General features: G+C 60.1%; 17 protein-coding genes. 3 read left to right on the top strand and 14 right to left on the bottom strand.

The annotated features are described in order from the left end of the window. Window positions 1-140: 140 nt before the first annotated feature. From fliA to CAF76_RS08650, 5 genes are all read right to left on the bottom strand, one after another. Complete coding sequence (gene fliA / locus CAF76_RS08670; RefSeq protein WP_011333070.1) at window positions 141-881, bottom strand: RNA polymerase sigma factor FliA; 741 nt, start codon at window positions 879-881, stop codon at window positions 141-143. Beyond that, window positions 878-1708: a flagellar synthesis regulator FleN gene (gene fleN, locus CAF76_RS08665; RefSeq protein WP_003222917.1), complete on the bottom strand. Its 831-nt coding sequence runs from the start codon at window positions 1706-1708 to the stop codon at window positions 878-880. The genes fliA and fleN overlap by 4 nt, the downstream gene beginning before the upstream one ends. Before the next feature lie 113 nt (window positions 1709-1821). Further along, entirely contained in the window at window positions 1822-3162 is a 1341-nt protein-coding gene (gene flhF / locus CAF76_RS08660; RefSeq protein ID WP_064594406.1) for a flagellar biosynthesis protein FlhF, read from the bottom strand. Between the two features lie 11 nt (window positions 3163-3173). Beyond that, entirely contained in the window at window positions 3174-5303 is a 2130-nt protein-coding gene (gene flhA / locus CAF76_RS08655) for a flagellar biosynthesis protein FlhA (RefSeq protein ID WP_085611522.1), read from the bottom strand. Between the two features lie 187 nt (window positions 5304-5490). Next, window positions 5491-6159 (bottom strand): hypothetical protein, encoded by a 669-nt coding sequence (locus CAF76_RS08650; protein WP_085648516.1) that lies wholly within the window; start codon window positions 6157-6159, stop codon window positions 5491-5493. A 230-nt stretch (window positions 6160-6389) separates the two neighbouring features. On the opposite strand from CAF76_RS08650, the gene CAF76_RS08645 reads away from it, so the two are divergent. The 3 genes from CAF76_RS08645 to CAF76_RS08635 all read left to right on the top strand — a co-directional run bounded on the left by CAF76_RS08645 (window position 6390) and on the right by CAF76_RS08635 (window position 10140). After that, the gene (locus tag CAF76_RS08645; RefSeq protein WP_085648517.1) at window positions 6390-6728 is read left to right on the top strand and encodes a DUF6124 family protein; all 339 of its coding nucleotides are present in this window, start codon (window positions 6390-6392) and stop codon (window positions 6726-6728) included. A 242-nt stretch (window positions 6729-6970) separates the two neighbouring features. Continuing rightward, window positions 6971-9286 carry a hypothetical protein gene (locus CAF76_RS08640; RefSeq protein WP_085648518.1) on the top strand — a complete coding sequence of 772 codons (2316 nt, stop codon included), beginning with the start codon at window positions 6971-6973 and terminating at the stop codon, window positions 9284-9286. A gap of 479 nt (window positions 9287-9765) precedes the next feature. Beyond that, window positions 9766-10140: a DUF6124 family protein gene (locus CAF76_RS08635; RefSeq protein WP_085648519.1), complete on the top strand. Its 375-nt coding sequence runs from the start codon at window positions 9766-9768 to the stop codon at window positions 10138-10140. Window positions 10141-10324: 184 nt separating this feature from the next. Here the strand turns inward: CAF76_RS08635 and flhB are convergent, their stop codons facing one another. The 9 genes from flhB to CAF76_RS08590 form a co-directional block, all read right to left on the bottom strand. Further along, entirely contained in the window at window positions 10325-11464 is a 1140-nt protein-coding gene (flhB, locus tag CAF76_RS08630; protein WP_085648520.1) for a flagellar biosynthesis protein FlhB, read from the bottom strand. A 3-nt stretch (window positions 11465-11467) separates the two neighbouring features. Beyond that, entirely contained in the window at window positions 11468-12253 is a 786-nt protein-coding gene (gene fliR, locus CAF76_RS08625) for a flagellar biosynthetic protein FliR (protein WP_039765607.1), read from the bottom strand. 3 nt (window positions 12254-12256) lie between these two features. Next, entirely contained in the window at window positions 12257-12526 is a 270-nt protein-coding gene (gene fliQ / locus CAF76_RS08620; RefSeq protein WP_007951951.1) for a flagellar biosynthesis protein FliQ, read from the bottom strand. Then, complete coding sequence (fliP, locus tag CAF76_RS08615) at window positions 12523-13281, bottom strand: flagellar type III secretion system pore protein FliP (RefSeq protein WP_039765605.1); 759 nt, start codon at window positions 13279-13281, stop codon at window positions 12523-12525. Before fliP ends, fliQ begins: the two co-directional genes overlap by 4 nt. Then, window positions 13281-13739 carry a flagellar biosynthetic protein FliO gene (gene fliO, locus CAF76_RS08610; RefSeq protein WP_085648521.1) on the bottom strand — a complete coding sequence of 153 codons (459 nt, stop codon included), beginning with the start codon at window positions 13737-13739 and terminating at the stop codon, window positions 13281-13283. The genes fliP and fliO overlap by 1 nt, the downstream gene beginning before the upstream one ends. Next, window positions 13740-14198, bottom strand: coding sequence for a flagellar motor switch protein FliN (gene fliN / locus CAF76_RS08605; protein WP_007951948.1), 459 nt, complete (start codon window positions 14196-14198; stop codon window positions 13740-13742). 57 nt (window positions 14199-14255) lie between these two features. Beyond that, window positions 14256-15224, bottom strand: coding sequence for a flagellar motor switch protein FliM (gene fliM / locus CAF76_RS08600; RefSeq protein ID WP_003222890.1), 969 nt, complete (start codon window positions 15222-15224; stop codon window positions 14256-14258). A gap of 9 nt (window positions 15225-15233) precedes the next feature. Further along, entirely contained in the window at window positions 15234-15737 is a 504-nt protein-coding gene (fliL, locus tag CAF76_RS08595; RefSeq protein WP_064594377.1) for a flagellar basal body-associated protein FliL, read from the bottom strand. Between the two features lie 215 nt (window positions 15738-15952). Then, window positions 15953-17314, bottom strand: a complete 1362-nt coding sequence (locus CAF76_RS08590; RefSeq protein WP_085648522.1) for a flagellar hook-length control protein FliK — start codon at window positions 17312-17314, stop codon at window positions 15953-15955. Window positions 17315-17373 lie beyond the last annotated feature (59 nt).

Raw genomic sequence — 17373 nt, 5'->3', positions numbered from 1 at the left:
GTCTTAAACGCGCCCAGCACCTGGACGCGCCATTTCAATCAATCCGGCAAAACACTCGATGACTGTCTGGAGCACAACAGAGCAAGACCGGTGCCGTTCACCACCGCACCAGCCTCGTTCGCAGTGTCCCCACACTGCCTTCAGCGCGCTCGCCACTCCCCCAAACGCCCCCGCAAGCGGGCCGCGCACTGGCTGTGTAACTGGCTGACCCGCGATTCACTGACGCCAAGGACTTCACCGATCTCCTTGAGGTTCAGCTCTTCGTCGTAGTACAGCGCCAACACCAGTCGCTCACGCTCCGGCAAATTGGCAATCGCGTCCGCCAGCGCGGCCTGGAAACGTTCGTCTTCCAGATCGCGCGACGGCTCCAGATGAGCACTGGCGCCATCCTCGTGCAGCCCTTCGTGTTCGCCGTCCTGCAACAGGTCGTCGAAACTGAACAGCCGGCTGCCCAGGGTGTCGTTCAAAATCCCGTAGTAATCGTCGAGACTCAATTGGAGTTCGGCCGCAACTTCGTGATCTTTAGCGTCGCGGCCGGTTTTAGCTTCAATCGAGCGAATTGCGTCGCTGACCATACGGGTGTTGCGGTGAACCGAGCGTGGCGCCCAGTCCCCTTTTCGGACTTCATCGAGCATCGCACCGCGGATCCGGATGCCCGCGTACGTTTCAAAACTGGCGCCCTTGCTGGCGTCGTATTTGGTCGAGACTTCGAGCAGGCCGATCATCCCGGCCTGGATCAGGTCTTCGACCTGCACACTGGCCGGCAATCGCGCCAGCAAGTGGTAGGCGATGCGTTTGACCAGTGGCGCGTAACGCTCGATCAGCTCGTACTGCGCGTCACGCGCCGACTTCTTGTAGAAATTCATACCGCTGGCGGTCATAGCACAGGTCCTGCCGTTTGCTGCACGAGGCGCTCGACGAAAAATTCGAGGTGGCCGCGCGGGTTGGCGGGCAGCGGCCAGGTGTCGACCTTCTGTGCGATCGCCTTGAACGCCAGCGCGCACTTGGAACGCGGGAAGGCTTCATAGACCGCACGCTGCTTCTGCACCGCCTTGCGCACGCTTTCGTCGTAAGGCACCGCACCGACGTATTGTAGGGCGACGTCCAGGAAGCGATCCGTGACCTTGGTCAACTTGGCGAACAGATTGCGACCTTCCTGCGGGCTCTGGGCCATGTTGGCCAGGACGCGGAAGCGGTTCATGCCGTAGTCGCGGTTGAGCAGTTTGATCAGCGCGTAAGCGTCGGTGATCGAGGTCGGCTCGTCGCAGACCACCAGCAACACTTCCTGGGCTGCGCGAACGAAACTGACTACCGAGTCACCGATACCCGCAGCGGTGTCGATCACCAGCACGTCGAGGTTGTCGCCGATGTCGCTGAACGCCTGGATCAGGCCGGCATGCTGGGCCGGGCTCAGGTGAACCATGCTCTGGGTGCCGGAAGCGGCCGGCACGATGCGGATCCCGCCGGGGCCTTGCAACAGCACGTCGCGCAGCTCGCAGCGGCCTTCGATCACGTCGGCCAGGGTGCGTTTGGGGGTGAGGCCCAGCAGAACGTCGACGTTCGCCAGCCCCAGGTCGGCGTCCAGCAGCATGACCCGACGGCCAAGCTCTGCCAGCGCCAGGGACAAGTTCACTGACACATTAGTCTTGCCGACGCCACCTTTGCCGCCGGTCACCGCGATCACCTGTACGGGATGCATGCTGCCCATGTTATTTCTTTACCTTGTCTTGCATAGACGGAGGCCACATTACTGGCTGCGCGTTCACAACCGGAACAATGCATGGCAGACCATCGATGTAGGTACAAAAACGGTTCATTACCTCAGCCAACCTGCTTGGTCGGACTGTGGTAGATATCAGCGAACATGTCAGCCATGGCTTCTTCGCTGGGTTCTTCCTGCATTTGCACACTGACGGCGCGGCTGACCAGTTGATGACGGCGCGGCAGATGCAGATCATCCGGAATACGCGGCCCATCGGTCAGGTAGGCGACCGGCAGTTCGTGACTGATCGCCAGGCTCAGCACTTCGCCAAGGCTGGCCGTCTCATCCAGTTTAGTCAGGATGCAGCCGGCGAGCCCGCAACGCTTGTAACTGTGATACGCGGCGGTTAGAACCTGTTTCTGGCTGGTGGTTGCCAGCACCAGATAATTTTTCGACCGAATGCCACGACCGGCCAGACTTTCCAGCTGCATGCGCAGGGCCGGATCGCTGGCTTGCAGGCCGGCGGTATCGATCAGCACCACGCGTTTGCGCAGCAGTGGATCCAGCGCCTGCACCAGGGACTGGCCCGGATCGACGTGGGTCACCGACACATTGAGGATGCGGCCCAGAGTCTTGAGCTGCTCCTGCGCGCCGATACGGAAACTGTCCATGCTCACCAGCGCGATGTTCTGCGCGCCGTACTTGAGCACGTAGCGGGCGGCCAGCTTGGCCAGGGTGGTGGTCTTGCCCATGCCGGCCGGGCCGACCATGGCAATCACCCCACCCTCTTCCAACGGCTCGACTTCCGGTACGGCTATCATCCGCGCCAGGTGCGCCAGCAGCATGCGCCAGGCCTGACGAGGCTCGTCGATCTCGGTGATCATCGACAGCAGATCCCGGGACAGCGGGCCGGACAAACCGATGCGTTGCAGACGACGGTACAGATTGGCCTGGGCCGGACGGCTGCCTTGCAGCTGGTTCCAGGCCAGGGTGCCGAGTTGCACTTCCATCAGTTCGCGCAGGCTGTTGAGTTCGAAACGCATCGAATCCAGTGCACGCGGGTCGACGCCAGCGGCGGCCGGTGCAGGCGCCGGGGCTGGGCGGGCCGGCGCCTCGTAAGTGGGTTCAGTCAGCGGCTCGGCAGCGGTCAGCGGCAGGCCGGCCGTCAACGGCAGCCCGGCGAACAACTGGCGATTGGTGTTGCCGTCGGCTTCGCCACGCAGGCTCAGCTCGGCCTGGGCGGTAACGATGCGCGACTGAGTCTTGCGCAGCTCATCCTCGAGTTCCATGTTCGGAACGCGCGGGGCCAGCGCCGACAGTTTGTAATCGAGCGCCGCCGTCAGCTCGACGCCGCCGGCGATGCGGCGGTTGCCAATGATGGCGGCATCAGCGCCCAGCTCATCACGAACCAGCTTCATGGCCTGACGCATATCGGCGGCGAAAAAACGCTTAACTTGCATAAACCACTACCTCAGCCGTTGGGCCCTACTGTCGCAACGATGGTCACTTGCTTGTTGTCCGGAATTTCCTGGTAGGCCAGCACATGCAGTCCGGGAACTGCCAGGCGACCAAAGCGCGAGAGCATCGCGCGAACCGGGCCTGCTACCAACAGGATCACCGGCTGACCTTGCATTTCCTGGCGCTGCGCCGCCTCGATCAGCGAACGCTGCAGCTTCTCGGCCATGCTCGGCTCCAGCAGAACGCCCTCTTCCGAGCCTTGTCCTGCCTTCTGCAGACTATTGAGCAATATTTGTTCCAACCTTGGCTCCAGCGTGATAACTGGCAGCTCCGACTCAGTCCCTACAATGCTTTGGACGATGGCGCGGGATACGCCGACCCGCACAGCGGCCACCAAAGCGGCGGTATCTTGACTCTTGGCGGCATTGTTGGCGATGGCTTCGGCAATGCTGCGGATATCGCGCACCGGCACGTGTTCGGCCAGCAACGCCTGCAGCACCTTGAGCAACTGCGACAGCGTAACCACGCCCGGCACCAGCTCTTCAGCCAGTTTCGGCGAGCTCTTGGCCAGCAATTGCATCAATTGCTGCACTTCTTCGTGGCCGATCAGCTCGCTGGAGTGCTTGTACAGAATCTGGTTCAAGTGAGTCGCAACCACCGTACTGGCATCGACCACGGTGTAACCGAGCGATTGCGCCTGGGCGCGCTGGCTGACTTCGATCCACACCGCCTCCAGGCCGAAAGCCGGATCTTTGGCGGTAATGCCGTTGAGCGAGCCGTAGACCTGACCCGGGTTGATCGCCAGTTCGCGATCCGGGTAGATCTCGGCTTCGGCCAGGATCACGCCCATCAGGGTCAGGCGGTAGGCACTCGGCGCCAGGTCGAGGTTGTCGCGGATGTGCACGGTCGGCATCAGGAAGCCCAGATCCTGCGAGAGCTTCTTGCGCACGCCCTTGATCCGCGCCAGCAATTGCCCGCCCTGGTTGCGGTCCACCAACGGAATCAGGCGGTAGCCGACTTCCAGGCCGATCATGTCGATCGGAGTCACGTCGTCCCAGCCCAGCTCCTTGGTTTCCATGGCGCGGGCCGGCGACGGCAGCAGTTCCTGTTGACGCTTTACCTCTTCCAGCGCGATGACCTTGGCCACGTTCTGCTTCTTCCAGAACAGGTAAGCGCCACCGGCAGCCAGTGCAGCCATGGTCAGGAACGAGAAGTGCGGCATGCCCGGCACCAGGCCCATGACCGCCATCAGACCGGCCGCCACCGCCAGCGCTTTGGGCGAGGCGAACATCTGGCGATTGATCTGCTTGCCCATGTCTTCCGAACCGGAAGCACGGGTCACCATGATCGCCGCCGCTGTAGATAACAACAGTGATGGCAATTGCGCCACTAAACCGTCACCGATGGTCAGCAAGGCGTAAACCTTGCCGGCATCGGCGAAAGTCATGTTGTGCTGGAAGATACCGACGGCCATGCCGCCGATCAGGTTGATGAACAGAATCAGCAGACCGGCGATGGCGTCACCGCGCACGAACTTGCTGGCACCGTCCATCGAACCGTAGAACTCGGCCTCCTGGGCCACTTCCTGACGACGGGCCTTGGCCTGGGCCTGATCGATCAGACCGGCGTTGAGGTCGGCGTCGATCGCCATTTGTTTGCCGGGCATCGCATCGAGGGTGAAACGCGCGCTCACCTCGGAAATCCGCCCGGCACCCTTGGTCACCACGACGAAGTTGATGATCATCAAGATCGCGAAAACCACGATACCGACCACGTAGTTACCGCCGATCACCACCTCACCGAAGGCCTGGATCACCTTACCGGCGGCGGCGTGGCCGTCCTGACCGTGGAGCATCACCACCCGCGTCGACGCCACGTTCAGCGCCAGTCGCAACAGCGTCGCCACCAGCAGGATCGTCGGGAACACCGCGAAATCCAGCGGTCGCAAGGCGTACACGCAGACCAGCAGCACGACGATCGACAGGGCAATGTTGAAGGTGAAGAACACGTCGAGCAGGAACGGCGGCACCGGCAACATCATCATCGCCAGCATGACCAGCAGCAACAGCGGCACACCCAGATTGCCTCGACTGAGGTCGGCAACGTTTGTGCGAGCAGTGTTGAATAACTGAGTGCGATCCACCGGTTTTCCCCGTTCCTTTAAAGCAAACTTTTGACGCCCGAAGCAGGCGCACGGCGGCTACTGCAAGAAGCCTTCCAACTTTTGCCAAGGCGTGAAACGGAAGCGGTGATGGATGCACAAATGGGCGGCACGCACGTCGTGCGCCCGCCCCTATTCAGCGATGTTCACGGAGAAGAAACCCTGATAGTCAACTGGCTACCAGAATGTGCGCCGAAGTGATCGGACCGATGGAAAGGGATGCATTATCCAGATAGCGCGTGCCCCTGAACACGCTTTGACCGCCGGCATCGACAACGTCCTGCTCCGTATACATCAGTACCGCCCTGGTGACAGGCGCGACATTAGTGGACTTCTCCTGACCTTCCATCAGATTCAAGGCCCATTCGAAACGTATGAATGGCAGGTCGCTGATTTCGATCGGAGGCGCGCCCGCATCCAGCCGAAAATATTGCCGCGTCGTGATGCGCAATTGGTTGCCGACCACCGTGAACGAGGGTTTTCCATAACGTCGCTCTACGGGCCCGCCATCACTCGCCCACTGGTCCATGTAATAACCAGGGTCGGTGAATAGAGCGAACAACGACGGGTTATCGCTGATATTACCGGCCGCACCAAAGAAGTAATTGTAGGAGTAGTGATACGCAAACCCGGCGAGCTCGGGGCGGATCGCATTTATCGGCGTATCCAGATAACCAGGAATGTACTGATTAGCCATGACCAGAAAGTTGAGAAAGTCCAGCTTCAGGCTGAACGTCACCTCATAGAAAATGGCCCTCTCTCCGGCATCCCTTTCCAGCTTCCCTGAAACGAACTCCATCTCCATGCCCGGCAGTTTTCGGTAAGTGCGCGTTGTCATGTTTTATCCCCGATTTAAAGTGAATGAGCCATCACCCACCGTGCTCGCAGAGCGCGAGCAGGAAACGGCGTGACCTCCGGGTTTATGAGGCGACAGGTAATGACAGCCGTCTACTGTCATAACTAACAGGTCGTGGAAACTTTCAGACCGACGGCACAAAGCGTCTTTTAAACTCTCGCGTTTAAAAGACACCTCCAGGCACGCCTTACTGGCTACGAGCCCTTGCGCCATTGCCTACGGCTACGGCTACGGCTACGCCAGAATCCGCCGATTCCAGAAAGCTTCATGAAGCCGCCGACCGCGCCCTCGATCACTATCTCTGCCCGCCCGGCTCCACGCCCCCACCGCGCAAGACCCGCAGAATGTACGCCGTCACCGCGGACTTCAAAAACGAAGAGCTGCTGGCCGATGCCTGCGAAACCCTGGCTTCAGCCAGAACCATCGTCAATGACTTCAGCCACCTCATGCCCGCCTCGCAGCGCAGGACGCTGGTGGGCATTGGGCAACTGATCATGCTCGGCGAGCTGGCAGTGAATCGGGTGCTGGATAATCTGGAATTGCCGAATTAACGCGTCGCCACTGATGCCCTCCTGTGGGAGTGAGCTTGCTCACGAAGGCTGACTTACAGGCAACACATCTTTCCAGACAAAAAGAACCGCCGTTGCGAATCAACCGGGACGGCGGTTTTTTCATACAGTACACGACCACTCGTCGCAAAACCGCCGTCACCTGTCAGATCTGACAGGTGCGAAATTCATCGTTTAGCGCTCTGATAGCTCCTGCCCGTTCCCACCGCCCAGGAGCCTCAACCGTGAACACTTCAACCCCACCGGACGACACCGTTTTCGTTCTCTATCCGCCAATCGTCAATGGCCAGACCACGCCTGTGGAAGGTGCACATATCGGCGTGCCCTTGGTCGCCTATGATCTGGTCACCGATGGTGAAGGTGCAGTCGTTCTCGTCGATCCGCCGTCGACGGGCACCATGGATCCCGGAGACGTCATGGAGCTTTGGCTTGAGGGTGAGTCAGCTGCGCTGGACAGCAAAACCATTGAGGATCCAGACGTGCGCACCACGTTACGCATTCCCAAGGGCCGACTGCATCCGGACAAGGTCAACAAACTGCACTACACCGTCAGGCGTGGCAGCGACAATCGAGGCACTTCCACACCTCCGCTGGAAATCCTCTACAACCGGATTCGCCCCGGCCTGAAGGATCGCCTGACCGACCCCGGTGGCCACTCCGAACTCAAATTGCTACTGCCCGATGAGATCAAGAACGGCGTCGGCCCGGATTTCGTCAGCGCCGAGGTGTGCGTGGCCTATCCATATTGCCGGGCGTATGACCTTATCACCCTCAAGTGCAATGGCGAACTGCTGGAGCCCAAGCCCAGGGTCAATCCGAATCAGGCGCCGCAACCGCCGAATCCCGGTGACGAAATCCCCATTACCATTTGCTTCACCATCACCCGCGCCTTTCTGGACGAGGCGAAACGGCTGGATAAAAAGCTGCATTTCTCCTACACCGTCACCGATCAGCTCGGCAACGGCCCGGACACCGATGCACCGTGGTCGCCGGTGCAGACGGTGGATGAGGACCTGGATGGTACGCGTCTGCCAATGGCGATCCTGCTGGAGCGGATGGAGGATTATCCCGGCGACGACGCCGAGGAAATCGATCTGGAGAAGCTGGCCGGCGGACCGTTGCTGCTGGTGGTCCTGACGATAAACCAGCGCTTTGTCGCGGGCTATGAAGTCATCGCGACGTACACAGCGAAAAACACGGGGCAACCCGCTGATGTGGTGGTAACCGTCAGCGGCAAAGTAGAAGAAGATCCGTTCGGGCAGAAAAAACCCTGCATCCTTGAAGTGCCGAACAACAAGATCTTTGCCGGTAGCAACGTCATCGTGACTTACGAACTGCGCAAGCCGAACGGCGATCTGGTGGGCAATTCCAAACCGGCGACCGCCACGGTGACGGGATCGACTCCGGAGGATTTGCTACCGCCGTTTCTGGTGGCTCCGGCCGTCAACCCTATCGATGTGTTGGCCTATCCGAATGGAGTGACGGTACGCATCGAACACCTACAGGCGCGGGACGGCGACCGGGCACGCCTGGTGGAGGTCGATCCACCAGCAGGCACGTCACCGTTTCCGTTGGTGGAGTTCAACAACAAGCGGGTGGATATGGTGTTGAGCCCGGCGTTTCTGGCGGCGCGACATGGCAAGGTGATCGACTTGCGCTGGGATTTGAATCGCGATGGTGGAGAAGCGGGTGAATCAGATGCGACCAAGGTGACTTTGCTGAAGATCGCGAATGGAGATCCACGGCTACCCTCGCCGAAAATTCCACAGGCACCGGATGACAAAGTGCTGGATTTGAATTCGTTTCAAGGAAACGCTGAGGTTACCGTGCGGCCGTGGACAGGCATCAGCACGGATAACATTGTGCAACTAATACTTTCGGGAAAAAACAATAGCAATAACGACCATACAATCTCGATATTGACCAACCACAAAATAACCGACCCGGAAACAACCTCTGGAATAAAAGAAACACTGACTAGAGAACAACTATCAACCCTGAAGCATGACACCGACTTCAAAGTATTCTTTGCATTAATACCGAGCACCACCAGCAATTTGACTCCCATTATTTTTCCAAACTTGACTTTAAAGTTATTGAAAAACCCTTTAGTAACTTTAGAAGATTTCCAGACAGGTGAAGTAGGTACCAAGCCCGTTGGCACGAACATGGACTTTCCCGCCATGAGCGTTACGGTAGTGAAAGGACATGTAAGCCTCGGCTCTGACGGCAGTGCTTTTTCCCCTCATATAACCGCAAAGTATTTTTTCATTGGCGTCGGTGCAACTTTAAGATTCACACTAAAACATCCAGCAAAGAGCATTAGATTCGGCATTGCCGACTATAGTCGAATCCCATCAACATACGAATGCTACGACGAGAACCTAGAACTAATTAAAACCCAGCCCACCCCATCATATGGTGGCCAATACGCAACGTGGGTTGACATTACAGAAACACCAAATAGAAAAATCAAATTTATAGATATAACTGATGGAGGAGGCGATTCATCCTTGGATAACTTCTCAATTGTTTATTGAGCGACTTCTCCTTTGCCGTCATACCGCTGAGCATTGCGCATGTCGCCATGCTCAGTGTAACGACGAATCCTAAGGGTCTGATGGGATAGCTCCCAGAGGCTGCCACGCGATCTTTTACCTCTTAAACTCCGGCGTTTAAAAGACACCTCCAGACACGCCTTCGAGGCTACGAACTCTTGCGCCATTGCCTACGGCTACGCCAGAATCCGCCGGCTTGTGCGCCTTGGGGTCGGGTTCTATTGTGGATCGGTCGCTGACGAATCAGCGATCGGGTTTAGCGACTCGAACTTTCTCAGCGCATCAGCGTTCATGGCTTCGTTGTGGGACTCTTCGTCCGCAATAACGTTATGGCGGCTGTATGCGGGAGACCTTTGGGTCTACCGGGGTGCCTGAGACCGGTTCGCTAACCTGCGTACAGCTGCCACCTTTACTTGTTTAGCGACAGGGGAAGAGTGGCTCCATAACTCAGGAGCTTCACCATGATCAAACCCACACCCAACCCACCCGAAACCGATCCCGCCTCGCCCTACGAATCCCTCGATTCCAGAAAGCTTCACGAAGCCGCGGACCGCGCCCTCGATCACTACCTCTGCCCGCCCGGCTCCACGCCACCACCGCGCAAGACCCGCAGAATGTACGCCGTCACCGCAGACTTCAAAAACGAAGAACTGCTGGCCGATGCCTGCGAAACCCTGGCTTCAGCCAGAACCATCGTCAATGACTTCACCCATCTCATGCCCGCCTCGCAGCGCAGGACGCTGGTGGGGATTGGGCAACTGATCATGCTCGGGGAGCTGGCAGTGAATCGGGTGCTGGATAACCTGGAAATACCGCCGTCGCCGAATCCTGTGTAAAGGCTTGAGTGATGTGTCGTGGCGGCTGACGTCATCGCGAGCAGGCTCGCTCCCACATTGGAACGCGGTCAACTGTGGGAGCGAGCCTGCTCGCGAAAGAGGCCTCACAGGCAACACAGGTCATCGGGCATAAAAAAACCGCCACCGGATGCAACCGGATGGCGGTTTTTTTACTTCATCAGCATCAGGAATCGCGCCGCAGATCCGGCGGGATCGGCAGGTCGTCCTTGAGCGGTTCCGGGAACTTGCCCTTGCCCGCGCGGTGCTGGCGGATCTGGTAGACGTAGGCCAGGACCTGAGCGACCGCCAGGTACAGGCCACCGGGGATTTCTTCTTCCAGTTCCGTGGAGTAGTAGATGGAACGCGCCAGCGCTGGCGATTCGAGGAGCATGACGTTATTGGCCACGGCGATTTCGCGGATCTTCAGCGCCAGGAAATCGCTGCCCTTGGCCAGCAGCATCGGCGCCCCGCCCTTCTCGGCGTCGTACTTGAGCGCCACGGCGTAGTGGGTCGGGTTGGTGATGACCACGTCGGCATCCGGGATCGCCGCCATCATCCGGCGCTGCGACATCTCGCGCTGAACCTGGCGAATGCGCTGTTTGACCTCCGGCCGCCCTTCCTGGTCCTTGTGCTCGTCGCGCACTTCCTGCTTGGTCATCTTGAGCTTCTTGATGCTCTCCCAGATCTGCACGGGCACGTCGACGGCGGCGATGATGATCAACCCGCAGGCCAGCCACAGCGAGCTCCAGCCCACCAGTTGCAAGCTGTGGATGATCGCCCGGTCCAGCGGCTCGTGGGCGATGCGCAGCAGATCGTCGATGTCCGCATTGAGCACCACCAGCGCCACGCCCAAGGTGATGAGAAACTTGGCCAGCGCCTTGAGCAGTTCGACCACGGCCTTCATCGAGAACATCCGCTTGAGGCCCGCGGCCGGGTTCATCCGGCTGAACTTGGGGGCCAGCGAACCGACGGCAAACAGCCAGCCACCCAGCGCGATCGGCCCGAGGAAAGCCGCCAGCAACAGGGTGATCATGATCGGCTGAATCGCCAGCAGTGCCTGCAATCCGGAACTCATCAGGAACGTCGCCATGGAGCGCTCGTCCATGATCACTTCCCGCGACAGCGTGAAGTTCTGGCGCATCAGGTCCATCAAATCCTGCGCCAGCATCCCGCCAAAAATCAGCAGCGCGGCAGAGCCGGCGAGCATGATCGCCAGGGTGTTGAGCTCCTTGGAGCGCGCAATCTCGCCCTTTTCCCGGGAGTCCTTTTTGCGCTTCTCCGTGGGGTCTTCTGTTTTGTCCTGACCGCTTTCGCTCTCAGCCATGACTCAGCGCGCCTGTGCCAGTTCGCGTAAAAACTGCAGGGCCTCGGTGGCCAGCGGTTGATACTGATTAAGAATGTCCGCCAGCCCGACCCAGACGATGAACAGGCCGAGTACGAGGGTCAGCGGAAAGCCGATGGAGAAAATGTTGAGCTGTGGCGCGGCGCGGGTCATCACGCCAAAGGCGATGTTGACCACCAGCAGCGCGGTGACTGCCGGCAGCACCAGCAACAACGCGGCGCCCAGCACCCAGCCGAGCTTGCCGGCCAGCTCCCAGTAATGGGTGGTCATCAGCCCGCCGCCGACCGGCAGCGTGGTGAAGCTTTCGGTGAGCACTTCGAACACCACCAGGTGCCCGTTCATCGACAGGAACAACAAGGTCACCAGCATCGTGAAGAACTGCCCGATCACCGCCACCGACACGCCGTTGGTAGGGTCGATCATCGACGCGAAGCCCATGCCCATCTGGATCGCGACGATCTGCCCGGCCACCACGAAAGCCTGAAAGAACAGTTGCAGAGAGAAGCCCAGCACCGCCCCCACCAGAATCTGCTCGGCAATCAGCAGCAGACCGCTGAGGTCCAGAGGGCTGACCGCCGGCATCGGCGGCAGGTTGGGCGTGATCACCACGGTGATCGCAAAAGCGAAGTACAGACGGATCCGCCGGGGCACCAGCGTGGTTCCGAAGACCGGCATCACCATCAACATCGAGGCGACGCGAAACAGCGGCAGCATGAACGTCGCCACCCAGGTACTGATCTGGGTATCGGTCAGCTGAAGCAGCGATTGCATGGCTTAGCCGATGACCATCGGGATGTTTTTGTACAACTGGGTGATGTATTCCATGAACGTCTGCACCAGCCACGGGCCGGCGACGATCAGCGTCACCAGCATCACCAGCAGACGCGGCAGGAAGCTCAGGGTCTGTTCGTTGATCTGGGTGGCGGCCTGGAACATCGACACCAGCAGGCCCACCAGCAGACTCGGCACCACCAGGATCGCCACCATCATGGTGGTCAGCCACAGGGCTTCGCGAAAGATGTCGACCGCTACTTCTGGCGTCATGGCGATACACCTCCGAAACTGCTGGCGAGGGTGCCGATGATCAGCGCCCAGCCATCCACCAGCACGAACAGCATGATTTTGAACGGCAGCGAGATGATCAGCGGCGACAGCATCATCATACCCATCGCCATCAGCACGCTCGCGACCACCAGGTCGATGATCAGGAACGGGATGAAGATCATGAAGCCGATCTGGAACGCGGTTTTCAGTTCAGACGTCACGAATGCCGGCACCAGAATCGTCAGCGGCGCAGCATCCGGAGTGGCGATGTCGGTGCGCTTGGACAGGCGCATGAACAGCTCCAGGTCGCTGGAGCGGGTCTGGGCGAGCATGAAGTCCTTGATCGGCACTTGAGCCTTTTCCACTGCCTGCTGGGCCGTCAGCTTTTCCGCGAGGTACGGCTGCAAGGCATCGTTGTTCACGCGATCAAACACGGGCGCCATGATGAACAGCGTCAGGAACAGCGCCATGCCGGTGAGGATCTGGTTCGACGGCGTCTGCTGCAGGCCGAGGGCCTGACGCAGGATCGAAAAGACGATGATGATCCGGGTGAAACTGGTCATCAGGATGACGGCGGCCGGAATGAAGCTCAGCGCCGTCATGATCAGCAGGATCTGCAGGCTGACCGAGTACTCCTGCGCGCCCTCGGCGTTGGTGCCCAGAGTGATCGCCGGGATCGACAACGGATCGGCGGCGAATGCCAGCGGCGCGGCCAACATCAAGGCCAGGGTCAAGACGATGCGCAACGCACCCATTACTTCTTATCCTTCTGATCCTTGCCGAGGATCTTCAACAGATGCTGGGCAAATTCCGGAGTCGCTTTTTCGGCGGTGCTCGGCACCTCGACCGGCTCTTTGAGCACGTGCAACGCAGTGATGGTTCCGGGGCTAAGACCCAGCAGAATCTGCTCGTTGCCGACCTGCACCAGCACCAGACGGTCACGCGGCCCGAGCGCGCGGGAACCGATCAGCTCGATCACCTGGCCCTTGCCGGCGGGACCTGCCTGCTGCACCCGGCGCAACAGCCAGGCGAGGAAGAAGATCAACCCCAGCACCAGCAACAGACCCAGCACCAGCTGCGTCAGCTGCCCCGCCACGCCGCTGTTGACGGCCGGTGCAGCCGCCGCTGCCGTGGTCGCCACCGGCTCGGCCGCCAGCACGCTGAACGGCAACGCCAGCGCCAGACCGAACAAAGCCCCCAGAACCTTTTTCACTCAGCGCAGCTTCTTGATGCGTTCGCTCGGGCTGATCACGTCAGTCAGACGGATGCCGAACTTTTCGTTGACCACCACCACTTCACCGTGAGCGATCAGGGTGCCGTTGACCAGCACGTCCAGCGGCTCGCCGGCCAGACGATCGAGCTCGATCACCGAACCCTGGTTGAGTTGCAGCAGGTTACGGATGTTGATGTCAGTGCTGCCCACTTCCATCGAGATCGACACCGGAATGTCGAGGATCACGTCCAGGTTCGGACCGTCGAGGGTCACTGGATCGTTGTTCTTCGGCACGCTGCCGAACTCTTCCATCGGCAGACGGTTGGAGCTCGAAGCGCCTGCATCGGCGGCCAGCAGCGCGTCGATGTCGGCCTGCCCGGCTTCACCGGTTTCTTCCAGGGCGGCAGCCCATTCATCGGCCAGTGCCTGATCGTCCTGGGTGTTCATATCGTCGTTCATCATTTGTCCTCGGCGGGCAAAAAACCGGTAAAAGAATCAGGGAGTGAGGGCGCCGCTTCAGCGGCGCTCGATCGGCTCGATCACCTGCAACGCAAGGTTGCCTTTATGCGAACCCATCTTGACCTTGAAGGCCGGCACACCATTGGCGCGCATGATCATGTCTTCCGGCATCTCCACCGGAATCACGTCACCCGGCTGCATGTGCAGGATGTCGCGCAGCTTCAACTGGCGGCGGGCCACGGTGGCACCGATCGGCACGTCGACGTCGAGCACGTCCTGGCGCAGGGCGTTGACCCAGCGTTCGTCCTGGTCGTCGAGGTCCGACTGGAAACCGGCGTCGAGCATTTCGCGCACCGGCTCGATCATCGAGTACGGCATGGTCACGTGCAGATCGCCGCCGCCGCCGTCGAGTTCGATGTGGAACGTGGAAACCACGATCGCTTCGCTCGGGCCGACGATGTTGGCCATGGCCGGGTTCACTTCCGAGTTGATGTACTCGAAGTTGACTTCCATGATCGCCTGCCAGGCTTCCTTCAAATCGACGAACGCCTGCTCCAGCACCATGCGCACCACGCGCAGTTCGGTCGGGGTGAATTCACGCCCTTCGATCTTGGCGTGACGGCCATCGCCGCCGAAGAAGTTGTCCACCAGTTTGAACACCAGTTTGGCGTCGAGGATGAACAGCGCGGTGCCGCGCAGGGGTTTGATCTTGACCAGGTTGAGGCTGGTCGGCACGTACAGCGAGTGTACGTATTCGCCGAACTTCATCACCTGTACGCCACCGACGGCAACGTCCGCCGAGCGGCGCAGCATGTTGAACATGCTGATGCGGGTGTAGCGGGCAAAACGCTCGTTGATCATTTCCAGAGTCGGCATGCGTCCACGGACGATGCGATCCTGGCTGGTCAGGTCGTAGCTTTTGACACTGCCGGGTTCGGCAGCGTTATCGGTCTGTACCAGACCATCGTCGACGCCATGCAACAGCGCGTCGATTTCATCCTGGGACAGCAGATCCTGCACGGCCATGTCGTGTTCCTACTGCAGTACGAAATTAGTGAAAAGCAACTGTTCGATCACCACTTTGCCCAGCTCTTTCTGCGCCACTTCCTGGACGCTGGCTGTGGCCTTCTGGCGCAACATCTCTTGACCGACCGGGGTCGCCAGCGTGGCGAAATCCTGACCGGAGAAGAGCATCACCAGGTTGTTGCGGATCACCGGCATGTGCACTTTGAGCGCTTCCAGATCCGCCTGATTGCGCGCCAGCATGGTGATGCTCACCTGCATGTAGCGCTGACGGCCGTTCTGGTTGTAGTTGGCCACGAAGGCCGGCGCCATGGGCTCGAAAATCGCCGGTTGCTTGCCGACCGGGGCCGCTTCGGCGGCCGCCGCAGGCTTGCTCTGGGCACTGTGCATGAAGAACCACGTCGCCCCCACGGACGTACCGATGGCCAGCAACAGACCCAGCACGATCATGATGATCAGCTTGAGTTTGCCTTTGGTTGCGGGGTCTTTTACTGCTGCAGCTTCGCTCTTCGCCATGCCAATAATCCGTCACTAATCGGGTTTTCACAGTCGCACGGCAAGGCAAGAGCAAGTGTTATGCCAGAAGTGTCGGAGGGAGAAATCGGGCGCACCCGCAAAGCAATGTGGGAGCCAGCCTGCTGGCGATAGCGGTCTGGCAGTCAACAGCTATGTTGACTATCAGGCCCCCATCGCCAGCAGGCTGGCTCCCACAGTTTTTTTTCAGCGCTGAATCAGGCGTAGTAGTCGACGGCGCTGGAGCCGATCACGTGAGTGGCCGTGGCCGCCGCTTCAGCGACCGCCGCTGGCGTCAACTCTTCTTCAGCCGAATCCAGGCGACCGCCGGCAGCGCTGGTGCGACCACTCTGCCCCTGCTGCGCCTGTTCCTGGCCCTGACCCTGCCAGCCACGGTTCTGGTCGGAAACGTTGACGTCGACCTGCCCCATGCCTTGCTGGTTGAACATGTCGCGCAGGCGGTGCATCTGACCGTCGAGGGCTTCACGCACGCTCGGATGCGCGCTCATGAAGGTCACCTGGGTCTGCTGGTCCGGCACCATGTTCACGCGGATATCCAGACGCCCAAGCTCCGCGGGCTGCAACTGGATGTCGGCGGCCTTCAGGTTGTTGCTCGACAGGTACATGACCCGGTTGACCACTTCTTCGGTCCAGCCGTTCTGGTGCATGGCGATCGGCTGGTTCACCGGCACCGCATTGGCGGTTTTCGGTGTGGCTGCCTGGGTCAGCGCCGCCAGACGGTTGGCGAAATCATCCACGCGGGTGTCGCTGGTGGCGGTCTTCAGGTCTTTCAGGCCGTCATCGATCAGACCGCTGAACGCTTTTTCACCGCCCTGACTGGTGCTGTCCTTGTCCGCCTGCACATCCAGCATGCTGGCCATGCCGGCAGCGAAATTCTGCGCCGAGGTCAACTCACCGTCGGCCTGCGCCTGGGCCGGGGTGGCCTTGGGCTGGGACTGGCTGGAAGCGGAAATGTGACCGCTCTGCTCCATGGCCAGGCGCACGGCAGGCAGCGAATCCAGCGGATCCGCCTCGGGGTCGAAGGCCGGGTCAGTGGCCGGCGCCGGATCCTTGACCATTCCTGGCAATGCCGCCACGGCAGGTTTGTCGGTTTCCGGTTGCGCAGTTGTCTCGACGACCGGCGTGGCCACCACCGGTGCCGTGACGACGGGCTCCACCGCCGCCACCAGTGCCGGATCCAGTGGCGCCGTATCGGCAACGGGGGCCGGCGCTGTTTCAGCCGTTTCGTCATCGGCCATGGTCTTGTCGTCCGTTGCCGCCGTCGTCGGTTTGTCGGCGGGCAAGGCTTTGCCGCTATCGGCAACCGCCGGCGTCGGGGCGGCAGACTGATCCTTGCCGAGGTCTTTCTTGCCGCTGTTGTCGGCAACCTTGTCACGGGCAGGCTTGAGCGAATTGTCGACGGTCACCGAGGGCTTGTTCGTGCCTTGATCGGCGAACACCTGAGCGAAGCTGGAGGCCTTGTCCCCGGGCTCTGCGGCCACTGCCGATGATTTGGCGGAGGCAGCTTGCGCCTTGGCCTGGGCGGCGGTCTGAAGAAGAATGTTGGGGCTTGCAGGCATGGCACGGTCTCCGCTGCACTGGGATCGTAGGTACAGTTGGGATAGATGACTGCAAGTGC

The organism is Pseudomonas sp. B40(2017), from assembly GCF_002112855.1.
Taxonomy (GTDB): Bacteria; Pseudomonadota; Gammaproteobacteria; order Pseudomonadales; family Pseudomonadaceae; genus Aquipseudomonas; species Aquipseudomonas pharyngis.
The sequence above is the reverse complement of the archived record's forward strand: the minus strand, read 5'-3'. Positions and strand labels throughout refer to the sequence as shown.

Bases quoted from the DNA above. Each gene is read 5' to 3' on its own strand.
- fliA (WP_011333070.1), bottom strand. From the start codon at position 881: ATGACCGCCAGCGGTATGAATTTCTACAAGAAGTCGGCGCGTGACGCG.
- fleN (WP_003222917.1), bottom strand. From the start codon at position 1,708: ATGGGCAGCATGCATCCCGTACAGGTGATCGCGGTGACCGGCGGCAAA.
- flhF (WP_064594406.1), bottom strand. From the start codon at position 3,162: ATGCAAGTTAAGCGTTTTTTCGCCGCCGATATGCGTCAGGCCATGAAG.
- CAF76_RS08650 (WP_085648516.1), bottom strand. From the start codon at position 6,159: ATGACAACGCGCACTTACCGAAAACTGCCGGGCATGGAGATGGAGTTC.
- CAF76_RS08635 (WP_085648519.1), top strand. From the start codon at position 9,766: ATGATCAAACCCACACCCAACCCACCCGAAACCGATCCCGCCTCGCCC.
- flhB (WP_085648520.1), bottom strand. From the start codon at position 11,464: ATGGCTGAGAGCGAAAGCGGTCAGGACAAAACAGAAGACCCCACGGAG.
- fliR (WP_039765607.1), bottom strand. From the start codon at position 12,253: ATGCAATCGCTGCTTCAGCTGACCGATACCCAGATCAGTACCTGGGTG.
- fliQ (WP_007951951.1), bottom strand. From the start codon at position 12,526: ATGACGCCAGAAGTAGCGGTCGACATCTTTCGCGAAGCCCTGTGGCTG.
- fliP (WP_039765605.1), bottom strand. From the start codon at position 13,281: ATGGGTGCGTTGCGCATCGTCTTGACCCTGGCCTTGATGTTGGCCGCG.
- fliN (WP_007951948.1), bottom strand. From the start codon at position 14,198: ATGAACGACGATATGAACACCCAGGACGATCAGGCACTGGCCGATGAA.
- fliM (WP_003222890.1), bottom strand. From the start codon at position 15,224: ATGGCCGTGCAGGATCTGCTGTCCCAGGATGAAATCGACGCGCTGTTG.
- fliL (WP_064594377.1), bottom strand. From the start codon at position 15,737: ATGGCGAAGAGCGAAGCTGCAGCAGTAAAAGACCCCGCAACCAAAGGC.
- CAF76_RS08590 (WP_085648522.1), bottom strand. From the start codon at position 17,314: ATGCCTGCAAGCCCCAACATTCTTCTTCAGACCGCCGCCCAGGCCAAG.